We start from the raw sequence: 22,150 nt of genomic DNA, 5'->3' as shown, positions 1-22,150 counted from the left end.
GTTTGCCGATGTCGATACCGAGAAGCGTCATCGTATTCATGAGAGATCCTCCGTCCGAAAACGAGAAAAGCCCTGCAAGCGTAAACCTGCAGGGCTTCTCGGTCAGGCTGACCATCTCATTAGCCCCGAGGCTAACGGGGCTTGTTGTGGTCGCGCGGGCTGGCTCCAGCTACTGGAACAACGACTCGCTCGACAATCCATTCTTCTCAAGGATCTCACGCAGGCGCTTGAGACCTTCGACCTGTATCTGTCTGACCCTTTCACGGGTCAGGCCGATTTCCAGGCCAACGTCTTCCAGCGTACTGCTTTCATGACCGCGCAAGCCGAAGCGGCGAATCACTACCTCGCGCTGCTTGTCGGTCAACTCCGAGAGCCACTGATCGATGCTCTGCGACAGGTCATCGTCCTGAAGCAGCTCACAGGGATCGGTGGGACGGTCATCGGTAAGGGTGTCCAGCAAGGTCTTATCCGAATCCGGACCCAGCGAGACGTCGACCGAAGAAACCCGCTCATTCAAGCCGAGCATGCGCTTGACCTCGCCCACCGGTTTTTCCAGCAGGTTGGCGATTTCTTCGGGAGAGGGTTCGTGATCGAGCTTTTGAGTGAGCTCTCGCGCCGCCCGAAGGTAGACGTTGAGCTCCTTGACCACATGAATCGGCAACCGGATGGTGCGGGTCTGATTCATGATGGCGCGTTCGATGGTCTGACGGATCCACCAGGTCGCGTAGGTCGAAAAGCGGAAACCGCGCTCTGGATCAAACTTCTCCACCGCCCGGATCAGCCCCAGGTTGCCCTCTTCGATCAGGTCGAGCAACGACAGCCCACGATTGACATAGCGCCGGGCGATTTTCACCACCAGTCGCAGGTTGCTTTCAATCATGCGCTTGCGCCCGGCCGGATCGCCACGTTGCGACAGGCGCGCAAAATGCACTTCTTCTTCCGGGGACAACAAGGGGGAAAAGCCGATTTCATTGAGGTACAGCTGCGTCGCGTCGAGCGCCCGCGTGTAGTCAATGTACTTATGTTGTTTAAGTGAGGCGGAGTGTTTGGATTTGGCGCGAGCCGAAGGCATGGCAGAGCCTTCGTTCAACGTCTGATCCGATGCGACGTCGGTCTCCATCAGGAGAACCTCATCGTCGATGTCAAACTCCGGCACTTCTTTACTGAGAGCCATTGTTATAGTCCTTTGGTGAGTTCGACCTCAAGCTCAAGCGGCGCCTTTATCCTTGGCAACGCTGGAGCCTGTTCCCTCTACGTGATGGAACAGGCTGGTAACAAATCAACGCGCAGGCAGGAATTGCAGCGGATCTACAGGCTTACCTTGTCGGCGAATCTCAAAATGCAGTTTCACCCGGTCTGTACCCGTTGACCCCATTTCGGCAATTGTCTGTCCGACCTTGACCTGCTGCCCCTCCCGAACCAACAACCTGCGGTTATGACCGTAGGCACTGACGTAGGTATCGCTGTGTTTGATGATGACCAGTTCGCCGTAGCCCCGCAAGCCACTCCCGGCGTAAACCACCGTCCCATCAGACGCAGCTAAAACAGGCTGTCCCAAATCTCCGGCGATATCAATTCCTTTATTCAAACTACCGTTTGAAGAGAATTTTCCAATCAGAATGCCATTAGATGGCCATCCCCAGCCCTTGGGCGCGGGGCCGGCCGGCGGTAGCGGCGCGGGGGCCGGCTTGTTTGCGACGGACGGTGCAACGCTCTTTGTATTGGCCGATGAACCCGAAGCAGGGCTCCGAGTGACGGTGAGCTTTCCGGAAGACGAAGTCGTTGTTGTGGACGACGTCACAGTCTGGTTCGACGTTGAACCGGAGCGCCCGTCAAAGCGAATCGTCTGGCCCGGGCGAATGGTGTAGGGCGCGGGAATGTTGTTGCGTGCAGCCAGCGCCTTGTAGTCCCAACCGTAACGAAAGGCAATGGAAAACAGGGTGTCACCCTTGCGCACGACATACTGACCGGTAGTAACCGCGGGACGCTTGGCCGCCGCACTGCCGCCGTCGACGACTCGTACATCACTCGATTTCGTGCTGGAACAACCGACCAACAATGAACTCAAGACAAGGCCAGTCACCAGGCACTGAAAGCTTGTGGTACCGATACGCTGTGCAATGTCCGTGAGACTCACCCGCCGCTCCCTTTCTGGTGGCTGAAAATAGAATATGCCTTGTTCAGGCATGAAATGTCGCAAGTATAACTGGCCGTTTGCACTTTTCCGTCGGTAAGGCGAAATCAAGACACGCACACGTTTGCTTGCTGTTGTTCAACTGCGTTTAACCGATCGTTGACGCTATAAGACCCGGGCAATCGAAGAGAATTCAGCGCCCTTGAACAAATGCTCAGGCCAATGGCCCGTTGAGCAACGGGACGAAGCGTACTGCGCCCAGAACACGCCTGGAAAAGCCCTGTTCCTCGCGAATGATCAACATCAACTGCTGAACCTCGCCCGACCCTACCGGAATCACCAGACGCCCTCCCGGCGCCAACTGATCAAGCAGTGCCTGAGGCACGTCGGTGGCAACTGCCGTAACAATGATGCCGTTGTAGGGCGCCAGTGCCGGCCAGCCTTCCCAGCCATCGCCCCAGCGGAACACCACGTTGCGCAGGTTCAACTCGACCAGACGCTCCTTGGCCCGATCCTGCAGGACCTTGATGCGCTCAACCGAGAACACCCGCTCGACCAACTGCGACAGCACCGCCGTCTGATAACCGGACCCCGTACCGATTTCCAACACTTTATCCAGAGGACCGGCCTCCAGTAGCAGCTCGCTCATGCGCGCCACCATGTAGGGCTGGGAAATGGTCTGGTTATGGCCGATCGGCAACGCCGTGTCTTCATAGGCGCGGTGCGCCAGCGCTTCATCGACAAACAGATGACGTGGTGTACGGCGGATCACTTCCAGTACCTGGGCGTTGCTCAGGCCTTCCTCGTACAGCCGCTGAATCAATCGCTCACGGGTACGCTGGGAGGTCATCCCGATACCGCGGCGCAGAATATCGTCTTGCTCACGAGCCATCAGCGCAGCCCCTCCAGCCAGCCATCGAGACTTGCAAAGGCACTATTGAAGGTCCGGTCGAGTTGCAGCGGGGTGATCGAAACGTATCCCTGCATCACCGCGTGGAAATCCGTGCCAGGCCCGCCATCTTCAGCGTCACCGGCCGCCGCAATCCAGTAGCCGGACTTGCCACGCGGATCGACCACCTTCGTTGGCGCCGCCGCACGGGCGCGGTGGCCCAGGCGAGTCAGTTGAATGCCGCGAATATGATCCAGGGGCAAGTTCGGAATATTCACGTTCAGCACCGTGCGTGGCGGCAGATCGAGTTCGGCGTGGGCCTCTACCAGTTTGCGCGCAAAGTAGGCCGCCGTCGGCAGATTTTCAACCTGGCGCGATACCAGCGAAAAGGCAAAGGAAGGCCTGGCCAGGAATCGCCCTTCGAGGGCGGCCGCGACCGTGCCGGAATACAGCACGTCATCGCCCAGGTTGGCACCAAGGTTGATACCGGAAACCACCATGTCCGGCTCGTGCGCCAGCAGGCCATTGAGGCCCAGGTGCACGCAATCGGTCGGTGTACCGTTGATGCTGATGAAACCATTGGCCAGGGTTTGCGGATGCAGCGGACGATCGAGCGTCAGCGAACTGCTGGCGCCACTTTTGTCCTGGTCCGGGGCGACAACCACGCACTCGCTGTAATCCGCCAGCGCAGCATAAAGCGCGGCAAGACCGGGTGCTGTTACCCCATCATCGTTAGAAATCAGAATACGCATGGGCTGTCCGTCTGCCCCACCGGCACCAGATCGACGAGTTCACGCACCAATACGGTGGCGAAGCATCCGGCCGGCAGGACGAATTCCAGTTGCAGAATGTCAGGCACGGGATAATGCCACGTCAACCCGCCAATGGGCAGCCGCAGGATGCGACGTTCATGGCTCATTCCGGCATTCACCAACCAGTCGCGCAAGTCGGCTTCCCCGGATGCGATTCGCTGTTCCAGTTCATGGGTCGCACCGGCGGCAGGTGAGTCGCCCTCGCCCCACTGCGGCCCGGTCGGGTGCAGGTCGAGTATGGCCAGGCGCGGGTCGTTGCATTCCTCGATACCGGCCGGGAAAAAGCTCCGGCTGTCGGTGAAGGCCAGCAAATCGCCTACCTGGGCACGCTGCCAACTGCCATCGGCCACACGCGCCGCCAGCACTTTATTGAACAGAAAGCTGCGCGCCGTGGACAGCAACCGCGAGCGCACATTGCGCTGCTCCGGCAGCGCCTTGCGTGCCGCCCACTCCCGCGCGTCAACCACGTTGCCGCCGTTATGGCCGAACCGCTGGGCACCGAAGTAGTTGGGAATACCTTGCTTGGCGATCAGTTGCAGACGCGCGTCAATGGCCGCCTTGTCGCCGGCAAACTGGGTCAGGCGCAAGGTGAAACCGTTGGCCGAATGCGCACCGCGCTGCAGCTTGCGTTTGTGCCGGGCGGTCTTGAGGATTTTCAGCGTGTCGTTTTCTGCCGCGGACAAGTCAGGATCAGCCTTGCCTGGCAATTGCACACTGAACCACTGGCGAGTCAGCGCCTGGCGGTCCTTCAGACCGGCGTAGCTGACCGTGCGTAATGGCACACCAGCAGCCTTGGCAATTCGCCGTGCCGCTTCCTCGGTATTCAGGCCACGTTTTTCCACCCAGATCCACAGGTGTTCGCCTTCGCCGGTCAACGGAATGTCGAGCACTTCATCGACCTGGAAATCTTCCGCGATCGCTTTCAATACTGCCGTGCCGAGGGGTTCACCGTAGGCTCGCGGGCCGAGCAGTTGCAATTCGTTCATGCGCGCGACAACAAGGCAACGGCGTGTACGGCAATGCCTTCTTCGCGACCGGTAAAGCCGAGCTTTTCGGTGGTGGTGGCTTTCACGTTCACTTGATCCAATTCAACTTGAAGATCCGCGGCAATCAGCGCGCGCATCGATTCGATATGCGGGGCCATTTTTGGCGCCTGAGCGACAATGGTGTTATCGACGTTGGCCACTTTCCAGCCCTTGGCATGGATCAGTGCAACGACATGACGCAACAGCACACGGCTGTCAGCGCCCTTGAACTGTGGGTCGGTATCCGGGAAATGCTTGCCGATGTCGCCGAGTGCGGCGGCGCCCAGCAAGGCATCGCTCAACGCATGCAGCAGCACGTCGCCGTCGGAGTGGGCGAGCAGCCCGAAGCTGTGAGCAATCCGCACGCCGCCCAGAGTGATGAAATCGCCTTCAGCGAAACGGTGCACATCATAGCCGTGGCCAATACGCATAAAAAACGCCCCGATTTAGTCAGGGCGTGATTCTACCTGCTTTAGGCGCCAAGGGCGTGGGCGTGATGCCGCAAGTGATCATCAATGAAGCTGGCGATGAAGAAATAGCTGTGGTCGTAGCCAGGTTGCAGGCGCAAGGTCAGCGGATGACCCGCCAGTTTTGCGGCCTGCTGCAAGGCTTCGGGCTTGAGCTGGGTGGCCAGGAAATCATCCCGGTCACCCTGGTCTACCAGCAATGGCAGTTTTTCGCCGGCCTCGCTGATCAACACACACGCATCCCACTCACGCCACTTCGAGCGCTCTTCGCCCAGGTAGCGTGAAAACGCTTTCTGGCCCCACGGGCAATCCATGGGATTGTTGATGGGCGCGAAGGCCGACACCGACTGATAGCGACCCGGATTGCGCAGGGCACACACCAGCGCACCATGCCCGCCCATTGAGTGCCCGCTGATGGCGCGCTTATCCGATGCAGGAAAACTCGCTTCGACCAACGCCGGCAATTCCTCGACGACGTAGTCGTGCATCCGATAGTGCCTGGCCCAGGGTTCCTGTGTAGCGTTCAGGTAGAACCCGGCTCCCAGGCCGAAATCCCAGGCGCCGTCCGGGTCACCCGGCACATCCATGCCCCGCGGGCTGGTGTCCGGCGCCACGATGATCAGCCCAAGCTCGGCCGCCATGCGCATGGCGCCGGCCTTGTGCATGAAATTCTCGTCGGTGCAGGTCAGGCCCGACAGCCAGTACAGCACTGGCAGCTTGCCGCCCTGCTCCGCCTGGGGCGGCAGGTACACGGCAAACACCATGTCGCAACCGAGCACTTCGCTGCGGTGTTTGTAACGCTTATGCCAGCCACCAAAACTCTTCTGGCATGAGAGATTTTCCAGACTCATGGGACCTCCCAGCTGCAAGCTGCAAGCGTCAAGCTGCAAGAGGGGCGAGCCCACTTGCCGCTTGTGACTTGCAGCTTGTCGCTGCTCTTAGAAGTGGATGACCGAACGGATGCTTTTGCCTTCATGCATCAGGTCAAATGCCTTGTTGATGTCTTCCAGGCCCATGGTGTGGGTGATGAAGGTATCCAGAGGAATCTCGCCGCTCTGGGCCATTTCCACATAGCTTGGCAATTCGCTACGACCGCGTACGCCACCAAACGCCGAACCGCGCCAGACGCGACCGGTCACCAGTTGGAACGGACGGGTAGCGATTTCCTGGCCAGCACCGGCCACGCCGATGATCACCGACTCGCCCCAGCCTTTGTGACAGCATTCCAGCGCCGCGCGCATCAATTGAACATTGCCGATGCACTCGAAGGAAAAATCCACGCCGCCATCGGTCATGTCGACAATGACCTCCTGGATCGGACGGTCGAAATCTTTCGGGTTCACACAGTCCGTGGCCCCCAACTGCCTGGCGATTTCAAATTTGGCCGGGTTGATGTCGATGGCGATGATACGGGCCGCCTTGGCCTTGACCGCACCGATGACCGCCGACAGACCGATACCGCCCAGACCGAAGATGGCCACGGTGTCACCCGGCTTGACCTTGGCAGTGTTGATCACCGCACCAATCCCGGTGGTGACACCACAGCCCAGCAGGCAGACTTTTTCCAGCGGCGCCTCTTTTTGAATTTTCGCGACGGAAATTTCCGGCAGCACGGTGTACTCGGAAAAGGTCGAGGTGCCCATGTAGTGAAAAATCGGCTGACCTTTGTAGGAGAAACGCGTAGTGCCGTCAGGCATCAAACCCTTGCCCTGGGTGGCACGAATGGCCTGGCAGAGGTTGGTCTTGCCCGACTTGCAGAACTTGCACTGGCCACATTCCGGGGTATACAGCGGGATCACGTGATCACCCACCGCGACCGAGGTCACACCCTCGCCGATGGCTTCGACAATGGCTCCGCCTTCGTGACCCAGGATCGACGGGAAGATGCCTTCCGGGTCCGCACCGGACAAGGTGTAGGCATCGGTATGGCACACACCGGAGGCGACGACACGTAACAGGACTTCACCGGCCTTGGGCATGGCGACATCGACTTCAACGATCTCGAGGGGTTTCCTGGCCTCGAAGGCAACGGCAGCGCGCGACTTGATCATCCTGACTCTCCAGTGAATAAAAACGAGGCAACGAGTGTAAAACACTGCCGGACGATTAATAATCCAGCCAAAAGCAAAACATTATTGCCGTACAGGGATAATCTAAATGTCCGACAACCGCTGGGAAGGTATCGACGAGTTCGTAGCCGTCGCTGAATGCAGCCAGTTCACCGCAGCCGCCGAACGCCTCGGGGTTTCGTCTTCCCATATCAGTCGACAAATCGTACGCCTGGAAGAGCGCCTGCAAACCCGCCTGCTCTATCGCAGCACGCGGCGAGTGACCCTCACCGAAGCCGGACAAACCTTCCTGCAACACTGCCAACGCTTGCAGGACGGTCGTGAAGAGGCTTTGCGTGCCGTCGGCGACTTGACCAGCGAACCCAAGGGCATGCTGCGCATGACCTGCGCAGTGGCCTACGGCGAACGTTTCATCGTGCCACTGGTGACCAGCTTCATGGCGCTTTACCCGCAACTGCGCGTCGATATCGAGCTGAGCAACCGCCCCCTGGACCTGGTGCACGAAGGCCTGGACCTGGCGATTCGCCTGGGCCGCCTGCAAGACTCACGACTGGTCGCCACCCGCCTGGCCCCACGACGCATGTTCCTGTGCGCCTCGCCGTCCTACCTCGAACGCTACGGCCGCCCCCACAGCCTGTCTGAACTGAGTCGCCACAACTGCCTGATCGGCAGTTCGGACCTCTGGCAGCTGGAACAGGACGGGCGAGAATTTTCCCAGCGAGTACAAGGCAACTGGCGCTGCAACAGCGGGCAAGCGGTGCTGGATGCGGCACTACAGGGTGTTGGCTTGTGCCAACTGCCGGACTACTACGTGCTGGAACACCTGAACAGCGGCGCACTGGTATCGCTGCTCGATACCCATCAACCGCCGAACACCGCCGTATGGGCCCTGTACCCGCAGCAACGCCATCTATCGCCGAAAGTGCGCAAACTGGTGGACTACCTCAAGGACGGGCTGGCCAAACGACCGGAGTACAGTGGCTGAAGCTGACTAAAGCAGGCTCTGGCTCTGGCTTTGGCTTTGGCTCTGGCTTTGGCTCTGGCTCTGGCTCTGGCTCTGGCTTTTGATCTTGATTCACCCGCCCCCTCGGGAGGCTGAGCGCAGGTATTCATCCGGGGATTGGTGCGCAGCGCCGTTCGACGCAGTCGAACTCATTGCATGGAGGTCGTCGCGAAGCAGACCGGAGGGCAATGCCCCCGGATGGATGCCGGAGTGAAGGAACCCCGAGCCTAGGCGAGGGGCCGGACGCTCGGGGCGAAACGTTTTTTTGCTTACTTTTTTTAGGCGCTTGTAAAAAAAGTGAGTCGCCGTCGGGCGAAACCATAAGTCGCCATGACCGCAGCAACGGATATGTACACCGCACCCGCAAGAGAATGGCCGGCTACCAGGCCGCCTTCGCGGGCCAACCCGCCCCACAGAGATGGGTTACCTACAAAGAACCCCGATGAGCCCACCGCTGACGCAACCACTCAAGATCTTCAGGCCGCGTCACCTTGAGGTTATCCGCCCGCCCCTCAATCAAGCGCGGCGCCTGCCCCGACCACTCCATGGCGGACGCCTCATCGGTAATGGTCACATCAGCCACCAGGCTGTCAGCCAGCGCCCGATGCAAAGCCCCCAAACGGAACATCTGCGGCGTATAAGCCTGCCAGATCACACTGCGATCAACGGTTTCGAGCACCCGGCCATGCTTGTCCACTCGTTTGAGGGTGTCACGGGCCGGCACCGCCAGCAGCCCACCGACAGGGTCATCCGCCAGCTCCGACAGCAGCTTGTCGAGATCGTCGCGGGTCAGGTTCGGTCGCGCAGCATCATGGACCAACACCCAGTCCTCATCGGCAGCGCCCTGCGCGTGCAGGTGCAGCAAGGCATTGAGCACAGACCCCGAGCGCTCTTCGCCGCCCTCCACCCGCTGAATGCGAGGGTCGGCAGCGCAGGCCAGGTTCGGCCAATAAGGATCATCAACAGCAAGACTGACCACCAACCCCTTCAAGGCCGGGTGATCGAGGAAACAGCCAAGGCTGTGTTCAAGAATAGTGCGTCCGCCCAGTTGCAAATACTGCTTGGGACGGTCCGCGGCCATACGGGCACCGACGCCCGCGGCGGGAATCACGGCCCAGAAGGCCGGCAAGGTGTGCATCATTGGGCCAACTGGTAAAGCGTTTCACCGTCCTTGACCATGCCCAACTCATGGCGGGCCCGTTCTTCAACGGTCTCCATGCCTTTTTTCAGCTCCATGACTTCTGCATCCATCACTCGATTGCGCTCCAGCAGGGTCTGGTTTTCAGCTTGCTGATCGGCAATTTGCTGAGTCAGGTCGGCCACCTGCGCCAGGCTGCCGTTTCCCACCCACAGGCGGTACTGCAAACCACCCAGGAGCAAGAGCAAGACAAGAAACAACCAGTAGGGACTGCGCATCGAATATCAGGTATCCAGTGAAAAAAAACAGCCATGCCAAGACTTTGAAGCGTCTGATAGCACGAAGCCTGGAAGAACCAGGCTCGTACTCTAAAGCATCAGATTAGTGGCAAAAAACCCGCTGTAGCGTTTTTTTTCGACACAATCCGGTGTCTTTTTACGCGTCCAGGCTTAGCCGCGGAACTCGCTACGGCCATTGTACTTGGCCTTGGCGCCCAATTGCTCTTCGATACGCAGCAGTTGGTTGTACTTGGAAACGCGGTCGGAGCGGCACAGCGAACCGGTCTTGATCTGGCCAGCCGAGGTGCCCACGGCCAGGTCGGCAATGGTCGAATCTTCGGTTTCGCCGGAACGGTGCGAGATCACCGCAGTGTAACCAGCAGCCTTGGCCATCTGGATCGCTTCCAGGGTCTCGGTCAGGGTGCCGATCTGGTTGAACTTGATCAGGATCGAGTTGGCGATCTTTTTGTCGATGCCTTCTTTCAGGATCTTGGTGTTGGTCACGAACAGGTCGTCGCCCACCAGCTGGGTCTTTTCGCCGATCTTGTCGGTGAGGATTTTCCAGCCTGCCCAGTCGGACTCGTCCAGGCCATCTTCAATGGAGATGATCGGGTAACGCTCGGTCAGACCTTTGAGGTAGTCAGCGAAACCTTCAGCGGTGAACACCTGGCCTTCACCGGACAGGTTGTACTTGCCGTCTTCGAAGAATTCGCTGGCCGCGCAGTCCAGTGCCAGGGTCACGTCGGTGCCGAGTTTGTAGCCAGCGTTGGCCACCGCTTCGGAGATCACTTTCAGTGCGTCTTCGTTGGACGCCAGGTTCGGCGCGAAACCACCTTCGTCACCCACGGCAGTGCTCAGGCCACGGGCCTTCAGAACAGCTTTGAGGTGATGGAAAATCTCGGTGCCCATGCGCAGACCTTCCGAGAAAGTCTTGGCGCCAACTGGCTGAACCATGAATTCCTGGATGTCGACGTTGTTATCGGCGTGCTCGCCACCGTTGATGATGTTCATCATCGGAACCGGCATCGAGTAGACACCCGGGGTGCCGTTCAGGTTGGCGATGTGAGCGTACAGCGGCAGGTCCTGGTCGTGAGCGGCAGCCTTGGCGGCGGCCAGGGACACGGCGAGGATGGCGTTGGCGCCCAGGCTGCCTTTGTTCTCGGTACCGTCCAGCTCGATCATGATGCGATCGAGGGCTTTCTGGTCAATCGGGTCTTTACCCAGCAGCGCGGTGCGGATCGGGCCATTGATGTTGGCCACGGCCTTCAATACACCTTTGCCCAGGTAACGGCTCTTGTCGCCATCACGCAGCTCCAGCGCTTCGCGCGAGCCAGTGGAAGCACCGGACGGCGCGCAGGCGCTGCCGATGATGCCGTTGTCGAGAAGCACGTCCGCTTCGACAGTGGGATTGCCACGGGAGTCGAGAACTTCACGACCTTTGATGTCGACGATTTTTGCCATTGTTGTAAACACTCCAAAGTTGACGAAAACGACGCAGCTGTAGGAAAGCTTTTTACCGTCGGCAAGTAATATGCAGCGGGCAGACTTGCGGACGATAAGGCCCGGACCAGAAGGTCCGAGCGTTAAATCGTGCGGTACTTTACCGGAGAATCGAGGGTTACGCGGTTTCTACCGTCGGAAAACTCTTCACCAGATCGTCCAGAGCCTTGAGCTGGGTCAGGAATGGCTCCAGCTTGTCCAGGCGCAAGGCGCAAGGGCCGTCACACTTGGCGTTATCCGGATCCGGATGAGCCTCCAGGAACAGGCCGGCCAGCGACTGGCTCATGCCGGCCTTGGCGAGGTCTGTCACCTGGGCGCGGCGACCACCGGCAGAATCGGAGCGACCGCCGGGCATTTGCAGCGCGTGGGTCACGTCGAAGAACACCGGGTACTCGAACTGCTTCATGATGCCGAAGCCGAGCATGTCCACCACCAGGTTGTTGTAGCCGAAGCTCGAACCACGCTCGCAGAGGATCAACTGATCGTTACCCGCCTCTTCGCACTTGCTCAGGATGTGTCGCATTTCCTGAGGGGCGAGGAATTGGGCCTTCTTGATGTTGATCACAGCGCCGGTCTTGGCCATCGCGACGACCAGGTCGGTCTGGCGCGACAGGAAGGCCGGCAACTGGATGATGTCGCAGACTTCAGCAACCACTGCAGCCTGCTCAGGCTCATGGACATCGGTGATGACCGGCACGCCAAAGGCTTGCTTGATGTCCTGGAAAATCCGCATGCCTTCCTCGAGGCCCGGGCCCCGATAGGAAGCGACCGACGAGCGGTTGGCCTTGTCGAAGCTGGCCTTGAACACGTAAGGGATACCGAGCTTTTCGGTGACCTTGACGTATTCTTCACAGACCTGCATCGCCATTTCACGGCTTTCCAGCACGTTCATGCCACCGAACAGCACCATCGGTTTGTCGTTGGCGATTTCGATGTTGCCGACGCGGATGATCTTTTGAGCCATCAGGTTCAAGCCTTCTTCTGGTGTTGAGCCAAAGCTGCTTTGACAAAACCACTGAACAGCGGGTGACCGTCACGCGGAGTCGAGGTGAACTCCGGGTGGAACTGGCAAGCCACGAACCATGGGTGGTTCGGGGCTTCGACCACTTCGACCAGCGCGCCATCACCGGAACGACCGGAGATTTTCAGACCGGCCTCCATGATTTGTGGCAGCAGGTTGTTGTTCACTTCATAACGATGGCGATGACGCTCGACGATCACGTCCTTGCCATAGCAATCATGAACCAGGGAGCCGGCTTCCAGCAGGCAGTCCTGGGCACCCAGGCGCATGGTGCCGCCCAGGTCGGACGACTCGGTACGGGTTTCAACGGCGCCGGTGGCATCTTCCCACTCGGTGATCAGGCCCACGACCGGGTGACCACTGGTGCGATCGAATTCGGTGGAGTTGGCGTCTTTCCAGCCCATCACGTTACGAGCGAACTCGATCACGGCCACTTGCATGCCCAGGCAGATACCCAGGTATGGAATCTTGTTTTCGCGAGCGTATTGAACGGCGGTGATCTTGCCTTCCACGCCACGCAGACCGAAGCCGCCAGGCACCAGGATCGCGTCCACGCCTTCGAGCAGCGCGGTGCCCTGGTTCTCGATGTCTTCCGAATCGATGTAGCGCAGGTTGACCTTGGTGCGGTTGCTGATGCCGGCGTGACTCATCGCTTCGATCAGCGACTTGTAGGCATCGAGCAGTTCCATGTACTTGCCGACCATCGCGATGGTGACTTCGTGCTCCGGGTTCAGCTTGGCATCAACCACGGCTTCCCACTCGGACAGATCGGCGCTGTCGCATTGCAGGCCGAAGCGCTCCACGACGAAATCATCCAGGCCCTGGGCGTGCAGGATGCCCGGGATCTTGTAGATGGTATCGGCGTCTTCCAGCCCGATGACCGCACGCTCTTCAACGTTGGTGAACTGCGCGATCTTGCGACGCGAAGACAGGTCGATCGGGTGGTCGGAACGGCATACCAGTACGTCAGGCTGCAGGCCGATGGAACGCAGTTCCTTGACCGAGTGCTGGGTAGGCTTGGTTTTGGTTTCGCCGGCAGTGGCGATATACGGCACCAGCGTCAGGTGCATCAGCATCGCGCGCTTGGCGCCGACTTCGAAACGCAATTGACGGATGGCTTCGAGGAACGGTTGGGACTCGATGTCACCTACGGTGCCACCGATCTCGACCATCGCCACGTCGGCATCGCCAGCACCCTTGATGATGCGGCGCTTGATTTCGTCGGTGATGTGCGGAATCACCTGGATGGTTGCACCCAGGTAGTCACCACGGCGCTCTTTGCGCAGCACGTGCTCGTAGACACGCCCCGTGGTGAAGTTGTTGTTCTGGGTCATGGTCGTGCGGATGAACCGCTCGTAGTGGCCCAGGTCCAGGTCGGTCTCGGCGCCGTCGTGGGTGACGAACACTTCACCGTGCTGGAACGGGCTCATGGTGCCCGGGTCAACGTTGATGTACGGGTCCAGCTTGAGCATGGTGACCTTAAGTCCCCGCGCCTCCAGGATGGCCGCCAATGAAGCCGATGCAATGCCTTTCCCCAAAGAAGAAACAACACCGCCCGTGACGAATATGTAGCGCGTCATGAAAAACCCTAGAAGTCTGCGTTAAAGCGGTCCGAGCCGCCGGGGAAAGCGAAGGAAGGCCGAAGCCCCCGATCACCTGCATTAATTACAGTGCATCTTTCAAAAAAACCGCCGCGTTGGGACAGACCGGAAGATGAAACACCGGTACGTTGCTCGCTACACATTTTTTGGAATCGCCCAGCAAAGACTGCTTGGTAATCGGCAACTCCTGCAATTCAGTCGAATCCACAGAAGTTGTATCAAGAAGGGAGCGTAGTCTACCGGAAAGCCCCTTTCAGCTCAAACCTTGATCGTTGATTGCTGGCTGCCATTGCAAAACGTAGCTCCCGCCAGCGCTACCGTCCAGCCCGGGCAGGTTTGCCACCGCGATCAATTGCTCATCGCAGTACAGCAGCGGCAATCTGCCACGGGCAAACAACGGCAAACGACTTTCATTGAGCAGTCGCTTGAGATCGCGATGCCCGCGACCGGGTAATGCCATGACCTCCCCGCCCTGCCGGTAGCGCACGCTGAGCGGGCCTTGGGGCGCGGTTCCGCGAATGGTGAGTTGGCCGTTGTCAGGCAGCAACAGTGGCATCGACGGATCAGCCCAGCACAGACCAAGCGGCGCGAGCGCCAGCCAGTCACGGGACAACCACCAGATGCGTCCATTGGCTCGATGCAGTTCACCGTCGGCCAGGCGCCAGACCGGCCGAGCATCCATGGCGGCCTCACGCACGTCGGTCCAACCCGACCAATGGTCACTGTCGGGCAAGCGCGATAACGGGCTCAGCCAATGACTGAGCGCATTGCGCTGGCGGGCAGCGGACAGTTTTTCCAACGCGTCCATCTCCAGAGAAGGCACGCCCAGCCAATCGAACTCACTGACGGTGGCAGCCTGCGCCAAGTCCATCCGGGCCAGCTCATCGAGCAATCCTTGTGCCTCACTCAAGTGTGCGGCGCTACGCGCCATGGTCGCAACAGCCTGGGGCCAACGTTGAGTGAGCGCCGGGATGATCTGTTGCCGCAGGAAATTGCGGGAGAACTGCTGGTCGGCGTTCGAAGGGTCCTCAACCCAGCTCAACCGATGCTCGGCGGCGTAGGCCTCAAGGTCAGCCCGGGAGACCTCCAGCAATGGCCGCACCAGATGCCCGTGCCCCAACGGGCGTTGCACTGGCATCGCCGCAAGCCCTCGCACCCCTGCCCCGCGCAACAGGCGAAACAGCAGGGTTTCGGCTTGATCGTCGCGGTGCTGGGCGGTCAGCAACACATCACCGGCTTGAGTCGCCTCGACGAAGGCGCCATAGCGCGCCTCACGGGCCGCCCGCTCGCGACTCGCCCCCATCGGCACCTGAACGCGAGCGACCGTCAACGGCACGCCCAACGCATCACACACTGCCTGACAATGTGCCGGCCACACATCGGCCGCAGCCTGAAGGCCGTGATGGACATGGATGGCCTTGAGCGCGGGCAACGTCTGTTTTTTTGCGAGTTGCACCAGAAGGTGCAGCAGGACGGTGGAGTCGAGGCCGCCGGAGAAGGCGATACGCCAGGTTGGCGCGGTGCGCCAGGGCGTCAAGTTCAGCAGGAGCTTGGCAGAAAGATCAATCATGGGCTGACTCATATCGATCACTTTGCACAAATCAAATGTGGGAGCGGCTTGCTCGCGAAGGCGGCTCAACAGTCAACACATCAGTTGATTGTTATACCGCTTTCGCGAGCAAGCCCGCTCCCACATCAAAGCGAGATCAGATCAGAGACCGTAGCTCATCAGACGCTCATAACGGCGGGCCAGCAGCGCGTCGTTATCGAACTTCTTCAGCATCTTCAGTTGCGAGCTCAGTTCGGCACGGATCGAGGCGGCAGCGGTGGCCGGATCACGGTGCGCACCACCCAACGGCTCACCGATCACTTTGTCGACGATACCCAGGCCTTTGAGGCGCTCTGCGGTAATACCCATGGCTTCGGCAGCATCCGGTGCCTTTTCCGCGGTTTTCCACAGGATCGAAGCACAGCCTTCCGGCGAGATCACCGCGTAGGTCGAATACTGCAGCATGTTCAACTGATCGCAAACGCCGATCGCCAATGCACCACCAGAACCACCTTCACCGATCACGGTGGCGATGATTGGGGTTTTCAGGCGCGCCATGACACGCAGGTTCCAGGCAATGGCCTCGCTCTGGTTACGCTCTTCAGCGTCGATACCCGGGTAGGCACCCGGCGTGTCGATGAAGGTCAGGATCGGCATTTTGAAACGCTCGGCCATTTCCATCAGGCGGCAGGCCTTGCGGTAGCCTTCCGGACGGGGCATGCCGAAGTTGCGACGCACCTTCTCGCGCACTTCGCGGCCTTTCTGGTGACCGATGACCATCACTGGCTGGTCATCCAGGCGGGCAACGCCCCCGACAATCGCGGCGTCATCGGAGAAGTGACGGTCACCGTGCAACTCGTCGAACTCGGTGAAGATGTGTTCGATGTAGTCCAGGGTGTACGGACGACGCGGATGACGCGCCAGACGTGCGATCTGCCAGCTGGTCAGCTTGCCGAAGATGTCCTCGGTCAGCGTGCTGCTCTTGTCCTGCAGGCGGGAGATCTCATCGCCGATATTCAGCGAATTGTCATTACCGACCAAGCGCAACTCTTCGATCTTGGCTTGCAGGTCGGCGATCGGCTGTTCGAAATCTAGAAAATTCGGGTTCATAGGCGTCCGTCTTGGGTCGACGTCCAAGTGTCCTTGGGTCGGCCGATTGTCTATTCGCGCCCTACCTTAAGGGACAGGCGCGTTCAGGTCGAGATTAAAAATTCGGGTCAGGGTCAGGGCGCTTCAATGGCCCCTGACCGTCAACGGTATTGGAGGAAGACGTTGTCTCGCCCGAACTGGTCACGCAGCGCTTGAATCAAGCTGTCTGCCGGATCGATTCGCCAGCCTTCGCCAAACTGCAGCAGGGCCTTGGCGTCGGGACGGGTGTACTCCAGGGTAATCGGGCACGCACCGCGATGACGCTTGAACAACTCACCCAGCCAGCGCAACTGATCGCCCTTGAGATCCTGGGTCTGGACCTTCAGGCGCAGGCTTTCGGCCAGGTTAGTGCGTGCATCTTCCATGCTCATCACCCGCTTGACGCGCAACCGCAGGCCTCCGGAGAAGTCGTCATTGCTGACCTCGCCTTCGACCACCACCATCGCATCGGTCTGCAACAACGACTGCGCCGAGTGGAAGGCATCGGCAAACAAGGACGCTTCGATCCTGCCGGAACGGTCGTCGAGGGTGATGAAGCCCATCTTGTCGCCCTTTTTGTTCTTCATCACGCGCAGGGCGATGATCATGCCGGCGACGGTCTGGGTATCGCGGGCCGGCTTCAGGTCGATGATGCGTTGACGGGCAAAACGGCGAATCTCGCCCTCATACTCGTCGATCGGGTGTCCGGTCAGGTACAGGCCCAGGGTATCTTTCTCGCCTTTGAGGCGTTCCTTGAGCGTCAGCTCCTTGGCCTTGCGGTGATTGGCGTAGACATCGGCGTCTTCTTCCACGAACAGACCGCCAAACAGGTCGGCATGGCCACTGTCGTGGGTCCGCGCGGTCTGTTCGGCCGCCTTGATCGCTTCCTCCATGGCCGTCAGCAAGACCGCGCGATTGCGGTCGATGTTGGCCTGGTAGGCTTTCGGCTCATCATGGAAGTACGGCCCCAGGCGATCCAGCGCGCCGCTGCGGATCAAGCCATCGAGGGTACGCTTGTTGATGCGCTTGAGGTCGACCCGGGCGCAGAAATCGAACAGGTCCTCGAATGGCCCGTTCTGACGCGCTTCGGTAATCGCCTCCACCGGCCCTTCGCCAACCCCCTTGATCGCGCCCAGACCGTAGATAATGCGGCCTTCGTCGTTCACCGTGAACTTGAACTCCGACGTGTTCACGTCCGGCGCATCGAGGCGCAACTTCATGGTCCGCACTTCTTCGATCAAGGTCACGACCTTGTCGGTGTTGTGCATATCCGCCGACAGTACCGCCGCCATGAACGGTGCCGGGTAGTGAGCCTTCAGCCAGGCGGTCTGGTAAGACACCAGCCCGTAGGCCGCGGAGTGAGATTTGTTGAAGCCGTAACCGGCGAATTTCTCCACCAGGTCGAAAATGTTACCCGCAAGGTCGGCATCGATATTGTTGGATGCACAACCTTCGATGAAACCGCCGCGCTGCTTGGCCATTTCCTCAGGCTTTTTCTTGCCCATGGCCCGTCGCAGCATGTCCGCGCCACCGAGGGTGTAGCCGGCCATGACCTGGGCAATCTGCATCACCTGTTCCTGATACAGGATGATGCCGTAGGTCGGCGCCAATACAGGCTTGAGGCCTTCGTACTGGTAGTCCGAGTGTGGGTACGCCAGTTCCGCGCGACCGTGCTTACGGTTGATGAAGTCATCAACCATGCCCGACTGCAACGGGCCGGGACGGAACAACGCCACCAGTGCGATCAAGTCTTCCAGGCAGTCGGGCTTGAGCTTTTTGATCAGCTCTTTCATGCCGCGCGACTCAAGCTGGAACACCGCCGTGGTCTCGGCCTTTTGCAGCAGGCTGTAGGTCGGCTTGTCGTCCAGCGGGATGAACGCGATATCCAGCGGCGGCTCGTTGACCTTGGCGCGGTCACGGTTAATGGTTTTCAGCGCCCAGTCGATGATGGTCAGGGTCCGCAGACCGAGGAAGTCGAACTTCACCAGGCCGGCAGCCTCGACGTCATCCTTGTCGAACTGGGTAACCAGGCCTCCGCCCTCTTCGTCGCAATAGATCGGCGAGAAGTCGGTCAGCTTGGTCGGCGCGATCACCACGCCACCGGCGTGCTTGCCGACGTTACGCACAACGCCTTCAAGCTTGCGGGCCATTTCCCAGATTTCCGCGGCCTCTTCATCGACCTTGATGAAGTCACGCAGGATTTCTTCCTGCTCGTAGGCTTTTTCCAGAGTCATGCCGACTTCGAAGGGGATCATCTTCGACAGGCGATCCGCCAGGCCGTAGGACTTGCCCTGCACCCGCGCCACGTCACGGACCACCGCCTTGGCGGCCATGGAACCGAAGGTGATGATCTGGCTGACCGCGTTGCGACCATACTTCTCGGCCACGTAGTCGATAACGCGGTCGCGGCCGTCCATGCAGAAGTCAACGTCGAAGTCGGGCATGGAGACCCGTTCCGGGTTAAGGAAACGTTCGAACAGTAGGTCATATTCCAGCGGGTCGAGGTCGGTGATCTTCTGCACATAGGCCACCAGCGATCCGGCACCCGACCCACGGCCGGGGCCCACCGGGACGCCGTTGCTCTTGGCCCACTGGATAAAGTCCATCACGATCAGGAAGTAACCGGGGAACCCCATCTGGATGATGATATCCAGCTCGAAATTCAGCCGATCCACGTAGACCTGGCGCTTGGCCTCGTAGTCTTCGGTGGTGTCCTTGGGCAGCAGAACGGACAAGCGTTCTTCCAGGCCATCGAAGGACACCTTGCGGAAATACTCGTCGATGGTCATGCCATCGGGAATCGGGAAGTTGGGCAGGAAGTGTGTCCCCAGCTTCACTTCGATGTTGCAGCGCTTGGCGATCTCGACCGTATTTTCCAGCGCCTCGGGCAGGTCGCTGAACAGCTCGGCCATCTCCTCGGCGCTCTTGAGGTATTGCTGGTCGCTGTAGTTCTTCGAGCGCCGCGGATCGTCAAGGGCACGGCCCTCGCCGATGCACACGCGGGTTTCGTGGGCGGCGAAGTCTTCCTGCTTGATGAAGCGCACGTCGTTGGTGGCGACCAGCGGCGCGCCGATCTTATCGGCCAGGGCTACAGCGGCGTGCAGTTGTTCTTCGTCGTTTGGCCGGTTGGTGCGCTGGATCTCCAGATAGAAACGATCCGGGAACACCGCCATCCACTCGCGGGCCAGGGTTTCGGCTTCTTCCGGGTTGCCACTGAGCAGCGCGATACCAATCTCGCCCTCCTTCGCCGCCGTCAGCATGATCAAGCCTTCGTTGGCCTCGGCCACCCACTCGCGCTCGATGATGATCTGGCCATTGCGCTGACCATCGATAAAGCCGCGGGAAATCAGCTCGGTGAGGTTGCGATAGCCAGCGGCATTCATCACCAGAAAGCTGATCCGGCTGAGCGGGTTATCGGGGTCCTTGTTCGACAGCCACAAGTCGGCACCGCAGATCGGCTTGATCCCGGCACCCATGGTGTTTTTGTAGAACTTGACCAGGGAACACATGTTGTTCTGGTCGGTCACGGCCACGGCGGGCATGTTCATGCCGACCAGCGTCTTGACCAGCGGCTTGATCCGCACCAGGCCGTCGACCAGGGAGTATTCAGTGTGCAGGCGCAGGTGAACGAATGAAGCCGGCATAGTGATCCTGTCCAGAAACGTAAAGACAACAAGGCCCGGATTGTACCGGGCCTTGGCAAAAACATCAGCCTTGCGACTAGGGTCTGTTGACGTTGGGTGACGAAGCCAACGTCAACAGACCCTAGGTCTCGAGCAAACCCTCGCGCGCCTCGTACGCCAGCCTCACGGGGGCGAACGAGCGCCGGTGAATCGGCGTCGGTCCCAGGCGGGCCAAGGCTTCCAGATGAACGGGAGTCGGATAGCCCTTATGGCCACCGATGCCGTACCCCGGGTAAATCAATTCAAATGCCGCCATTTCCCGATCACGGCTGACTTTCGCCAGGATCGAGGCCGCCGCGATCGCCGGCACCTTGCTATCGCCCTTGACCACGGCCTCGGCCGGCATCGCCAGCTTCGGGCAGCGGTTGCCGTCGATCATCGCCAGTTTCGGCGTGACATGCAGCCCTTCGACCGCACGCTGCATGGCCAGCATGGTGGCATGCAGAATGTTCAGTTCGTCGATTTCCTCGACCTCGGCGCGGGCAATGCACCAGCTCAGGGCCTTTTCACGGATTTCGTCGTAGAGCTTCTCGCGACGCGCTTCGGTGAGTTTCTTGGAGTCATTGAGCCCGAGAATCGGCCGGTTCGGATCCAGGATCACCGCCGCCGTCACCACCGCGCCACACAACGGGCCACGGCCAACCTCGTCCACGCCAGCGACCAGGTCCTCGGCGTCTGCGACCAGGGTAAAGTCCAGCCCCATTTGCATCTTCACATTACTCATTGCGGGCTGCCGATCAGCGTGAGTACAGCTTCGGCCGCCTGGTTGGAGGCATCGCGGCGCAAGGTCCGGTGGATCTGGTCAAACCCGGTGGTTTGCTCTTCCCCACCATCGATCAGCGGCGACAGGGTCAACGCCAGCGCCTCGGGCGTTGCGTCGTCCTGCAGCAACTCGGGCACCAGCAGACGCTGGGCCAGCAAGTTGGGCAGCGAGATATAAGGGCTTTTGACCATGCGCTTGAGAATCCAGTAGGTCAGCGGCGCCAGGCGGTAGGCCACCACCATCGGCCGCTTGAACAACAGCGCCTCCAGCGTCGCAGTACCCGATGCAATCAATACCGCATTACAGGCCGCCAGCGCCTGGTGAGAACGCCCGTCGAGCAGGGTCACCGGTAAATCGCGACCGGCCAGCAGTTCTTCGAGCTGCACACGGCGCTGAGGACTGGCACAGGGTATGACAAACCGAACACCGGGGCGCATGGCGCGCAAACGCTCGGCGGCATCGAGGAACAAGCCCCCCAGGCGCCCGACCTCACCGCCACGGCTCCCCGGCATCAGGGCAACCAGCGGGCCGTCCGGCAGGCCCAGTTCGGCGCGTGCCGCCGAGCGGTCAGCCTCCAGCGGGATCGCATCGGCCAGGGTATGGCCGACAAACCGCACCGGCACGCCCTTCTCTTCATAGAATCGGGCTTCGAACGGCAGCAGCGTCAGCATCAGATCGCAGCCTTCGCGGATCTTCAGCACACGCTTCTGACGCCAGGCCCAGACCGAAGGGCTGACGTAGTGCACCGTCTTGATCCCGGCCTGACGCAATTTCAGTTCGATATTGAGGGTGAAGTCCGGCGCATCGATGCCAATGAACACATCGGGCTTTTCGGCGACCAGCGTCTTGATCAGCTTTTTGCGCCGGGCCAGGAGTTCACGCAACCGCCCCAGAACCTCCACCAACCCCATGACCGACAAGCGCTCCATGGGAAAGTAGGACACCAGGCCTTCGGCCTCCATCAGCGGGCCACCGACCCCGATGAACTCGACCACCGGATGCTGAGCCTTGAGTGCGCGCATCAATCCGGCGCCCAGAATATCGCCGGAGGCTTCACCCGCCACCAGCGCAATCCGCAGATTGGCCATGA

Annotated in this window: 19 protein-coding genes; 1 reads left to right on the top strand and 18 read right to left on the bottom strand. The window is 60.0% G+C overall.

All coding sequences use genetic code 11. The features are described 5' to 3' along the window. Window positions 1-169 precede the first annotated feature (169 nt). The 8 genes from rpoS to CKW07_RS19200 all read right to left on the bottom strand — a co-directional run bounded on the left by rpoS (window position 170) and on the right by CKW07_RS19200 (window position 7,378). The gene (gene rpoS / locus CKW07_RS19235) at window positions 170-1,174 is read right to left on the bottom strand and encodes an RNA polymerase sigma factor RpoS (RefSeq protein ID WP_095146556.1); all 1,005 of its coding nucleotides are present in this window, start codon (window positions 1,172-1,174) and stop codon (window positions 170-172) included. A 105-nt stretch (window positions 1,175-1,279) separates the two neighbouring features. Then, window positions 1,280-2,137, bottom strand: coding sequence for a peptidoglycan DD-metalloendopeptidase family protein (locus tag CKW07_RS19230; protein ID WP_095146562.1), 858 nt, complete (start codon window positions 2,135-2,137; stop codon window positions 1,280-1,282). Between the two features lie 211 nt (window positions 2,138-2,348). Continuing rightward, a complete protein-coding gene (locus tag CKW07_RS19225; protein ID WP_172736405.1) occupies window positions 2,349-2,984 on the bottom strand; it encodes a protein-L-isoaspartate(D-aspartate) O-methyltransferase in 636 nt (211 codons plus the stop codon). 41 nt (window positions 2,985-3,025) lie between these two features. Next, window positions 3,026-3,775 carry a 5'/3'-nucleotidase SurE gene (gene surE / locus CKW07_RS19220; protein WP_095146555.1) on the bottom strand — a complete coding sequence of 250 codons (750 nt, stop codon included), beginning with the start codon at window positions 3,773-3,775 and terminating at the stop codon, window positions 3,026-3,028. After that, window positions 3,763-4,821 carry a tRNA pseudouridine(13) synthase TruD gene (gene truD / locus CKW07_RS19215; protein ID WP_095146554.1) on the bottom strand — a complete coding sequence of 353 codons (1,059 nt, stop codon included), beginning with the start codon at window positions 4,819-4,821 and terminating at the stop codon, window positions 3,763-3,765. Before truD ends, surE begins: the two co-directional genes overlap by 13 nt. Next, window positions 4,818-5,291 (bottom strand): 2-C-methyl-D-erythritol 2,4-cyclodiphosphate synthase, encoded by a 474-nt coding sequence (gene ispF / locus CKW07_RS19210; RefSeq protein ID WP_095077460.1) that lies wholly within the window; start codon window positions 5,289-5,291, stop codon window positions 4,818-4,820. The genes truD and ispF overlap by 4 nt, the downstream gene beginning before the upstream one ends. A 41-nt stretch (window positions 5,292-5,332) precedes the next feature. Next, window positions 5,333-6,178, bottom strand: coding sequence for an S-formylglutathione hydrolase (gene fghA / locus CKW07_RS19205; RefSeq protein ID WP_095146553.1), 846 nt, complete (start codon window positions 6,176-6,178; stop codon window positions 5,333-5,335). An 87-nt stretch (window positions 6,179-6,265) separates the two neighbouring features. Further along, window positions 6,266-7,378, bottom strand: a complete 1,113-nt coding sequence (locus tag CKW07_RS19200; RefSeq protein ID WP_095146552.1) for an S-(hydroxymethyl)glutathione dehydrogenase/class III alcohol dehydrogenase — start codon at window positions 7,376-7,378, stop codon at window positions 6,266-6,268. Between the two features lie 106 nt (window positions 7,379-7,484). Here CKW07_RS19200 and CKW07_RS19195 point away from each other — a divergent pair, with 106 nt between their 5' ends. Continuing rightward, window positions 7,485-8,381 (top strand): LysR substrate-binding domain-containing protein, encoded by an 897-nt coding sequence (locus tag CKW07_RS19195; RefSeq protein WP_095146551.1) that lies wholly within the window; start codon window positions 7,485-7,487, stop codon window positions 8,379-8,381. 445 nt (window positions 8,382-8,826) lie between these two features. On the opposite strand, the gene ispD is transcribed toward CKW07_RS19195, so the two are convergent. The 10 genes from ispD to lpxB form a co-directional block, all read right to left on the bottom strand. Next, window positions 8,827-9,540, bottom strand: coding sequence for a 2-C-methyl-D-erythritol 4-phosphate cytidylyltransferase (gene ispD, locus CKW07_RS19190; protein WP_095146550.1), 714 nt, complete (start codon window positions 9,538-9,540; stop codon window positions 8,827-8,829). After that, the gene (ftsB, locus tag CKW07_RS19185) at window positions 9,537-9,815 is read right to left on the bottom strand and encodes a cell division protein FtsB (RefSeq protein WP_027619031.1); all 279 of its coding nucleotides are present in this window, start codon (window positions 9,813-9,815) and stop codon (window positions 9,537-9,539) included. The genes ispD and ftsB overlap by 4 nt, the downstream gene beginning before the upstream one ends. A gap of 171 nt (window positions 9,816-9,986) precedes the next feature. Next, on the bottom strand, window positions 9,987-11,276 hold the full coding sequence (gene eno / locus CKW07_RS19180) for a phosphopyruvate hydratase (protein ID WP_095146549.1): 1,290 nt from the start codon (window positions 11,274-11,276) through the stop codon (window positions 9,987-9,989). Between the two features lie 157 nt (window positions 11,277-11,433). Then, the gene (gene kdsA / locus CKW07_RS19175; protein WP_095146561.1) at window positions 11,434-12,279 is read right to left on the bottom strand and encodes a 3-deoxy-8-phosphooctulonate synthase; all 846 of its coding nucleotides are present in this window, start codon (window positions 12,277-12,279) and stop codon (window positions 11,434-11,436) included. Between the two features lie 5 nt (window positions 12,280-12,284). Next, entirely contained in the window at window positions 12,285-13,916 is a 1,632-nt protein-coding gene (locus CKW07_RS19170; RefSeq protein WP_095146548.1) for a CTP synthase, read from the bottom strand. A gap of 274 nt (window positions 13,917-14,190) precedes the next feature. Further along, window positions 14,191-15,519: a tRNA lysidine(34) synthetase TilS gene (gene tilS, locus CKW07_RS19165; protein ID WP_095146547.1), complete on the bottom strand. Its 1,329-nt coding sequence runs from the start codon at window positions 15,517-15,519 to the stop codon at window positions 14,191-14,193. A 129-nt stretch (window positions 15,520-15,648) separates the two neighbouring features. Beyond that, the gene (locus CKW07_RS19160) at window positions 15,649-16,596 is read right to left on the bottom strand and encodes an acetyl-CoA carboxylase carboxyltransferase subunit alpha (RefSeq protein WP_095146546.1); all 948 of its coding nucleotides are present in this window, start codon (window positions 16,594-16,596) and stop codon (window positions 15,649-15,651) included. A 140-nt stretch (window positions 16,597-16,736) separates the two neighbouring features. After that, window positions 16,737-20,258, bottom strand: a complete 3,522-nt coding sequence (gene dnaE, locus CKW07_RS19155; RefSeq protein WP_095146545.1) for a DNA polymerase III subunit alpha — start codon at window positions 20,256-20,258, stop codon at window positions 16,737-16,739. A gap of 121 nt (window positions 20,259-20,379) precedes the next feature. Further along, entirely contained in the window at window positions 20,380-21,006 is a 627-nt protein-coding gene (rnhB, locus tag CKW07_RS19150; RefSeq protein ID WP_095146544.1) for a ribonuclease HII, read from the bottom strand. A gap of 11 nt (window positions 21,007-21,017) precedes the next feature. Further along, window positions 21,018-22,148: a lipid-A-disaccharide synthase gene (lpxB, locus tag CKW07_RS19145; protein WP_095146543.1), complete on the bottom strand. Its 1,131-nt coding sequence runs from the start codon at window positions 22,146-22,148 to the stop codon at window positions 21,018-21,020. Between the last annotated feature and the right edge of the window lie 2 nt (window positions 22,149-22,150).

Source organism: Pseudomonas sp. Irchel s3b6, from assembly GCF_900187415.1.
Lineage (GTDB): Bacteria > Pseudomonadota > Gammaproteobacteria > Pseudomonadales > Pseudomonadaceae > Aquipseudomonas.
This window is presented reverse-complemented; position numbering and strand designations above follow the sequence as displayed.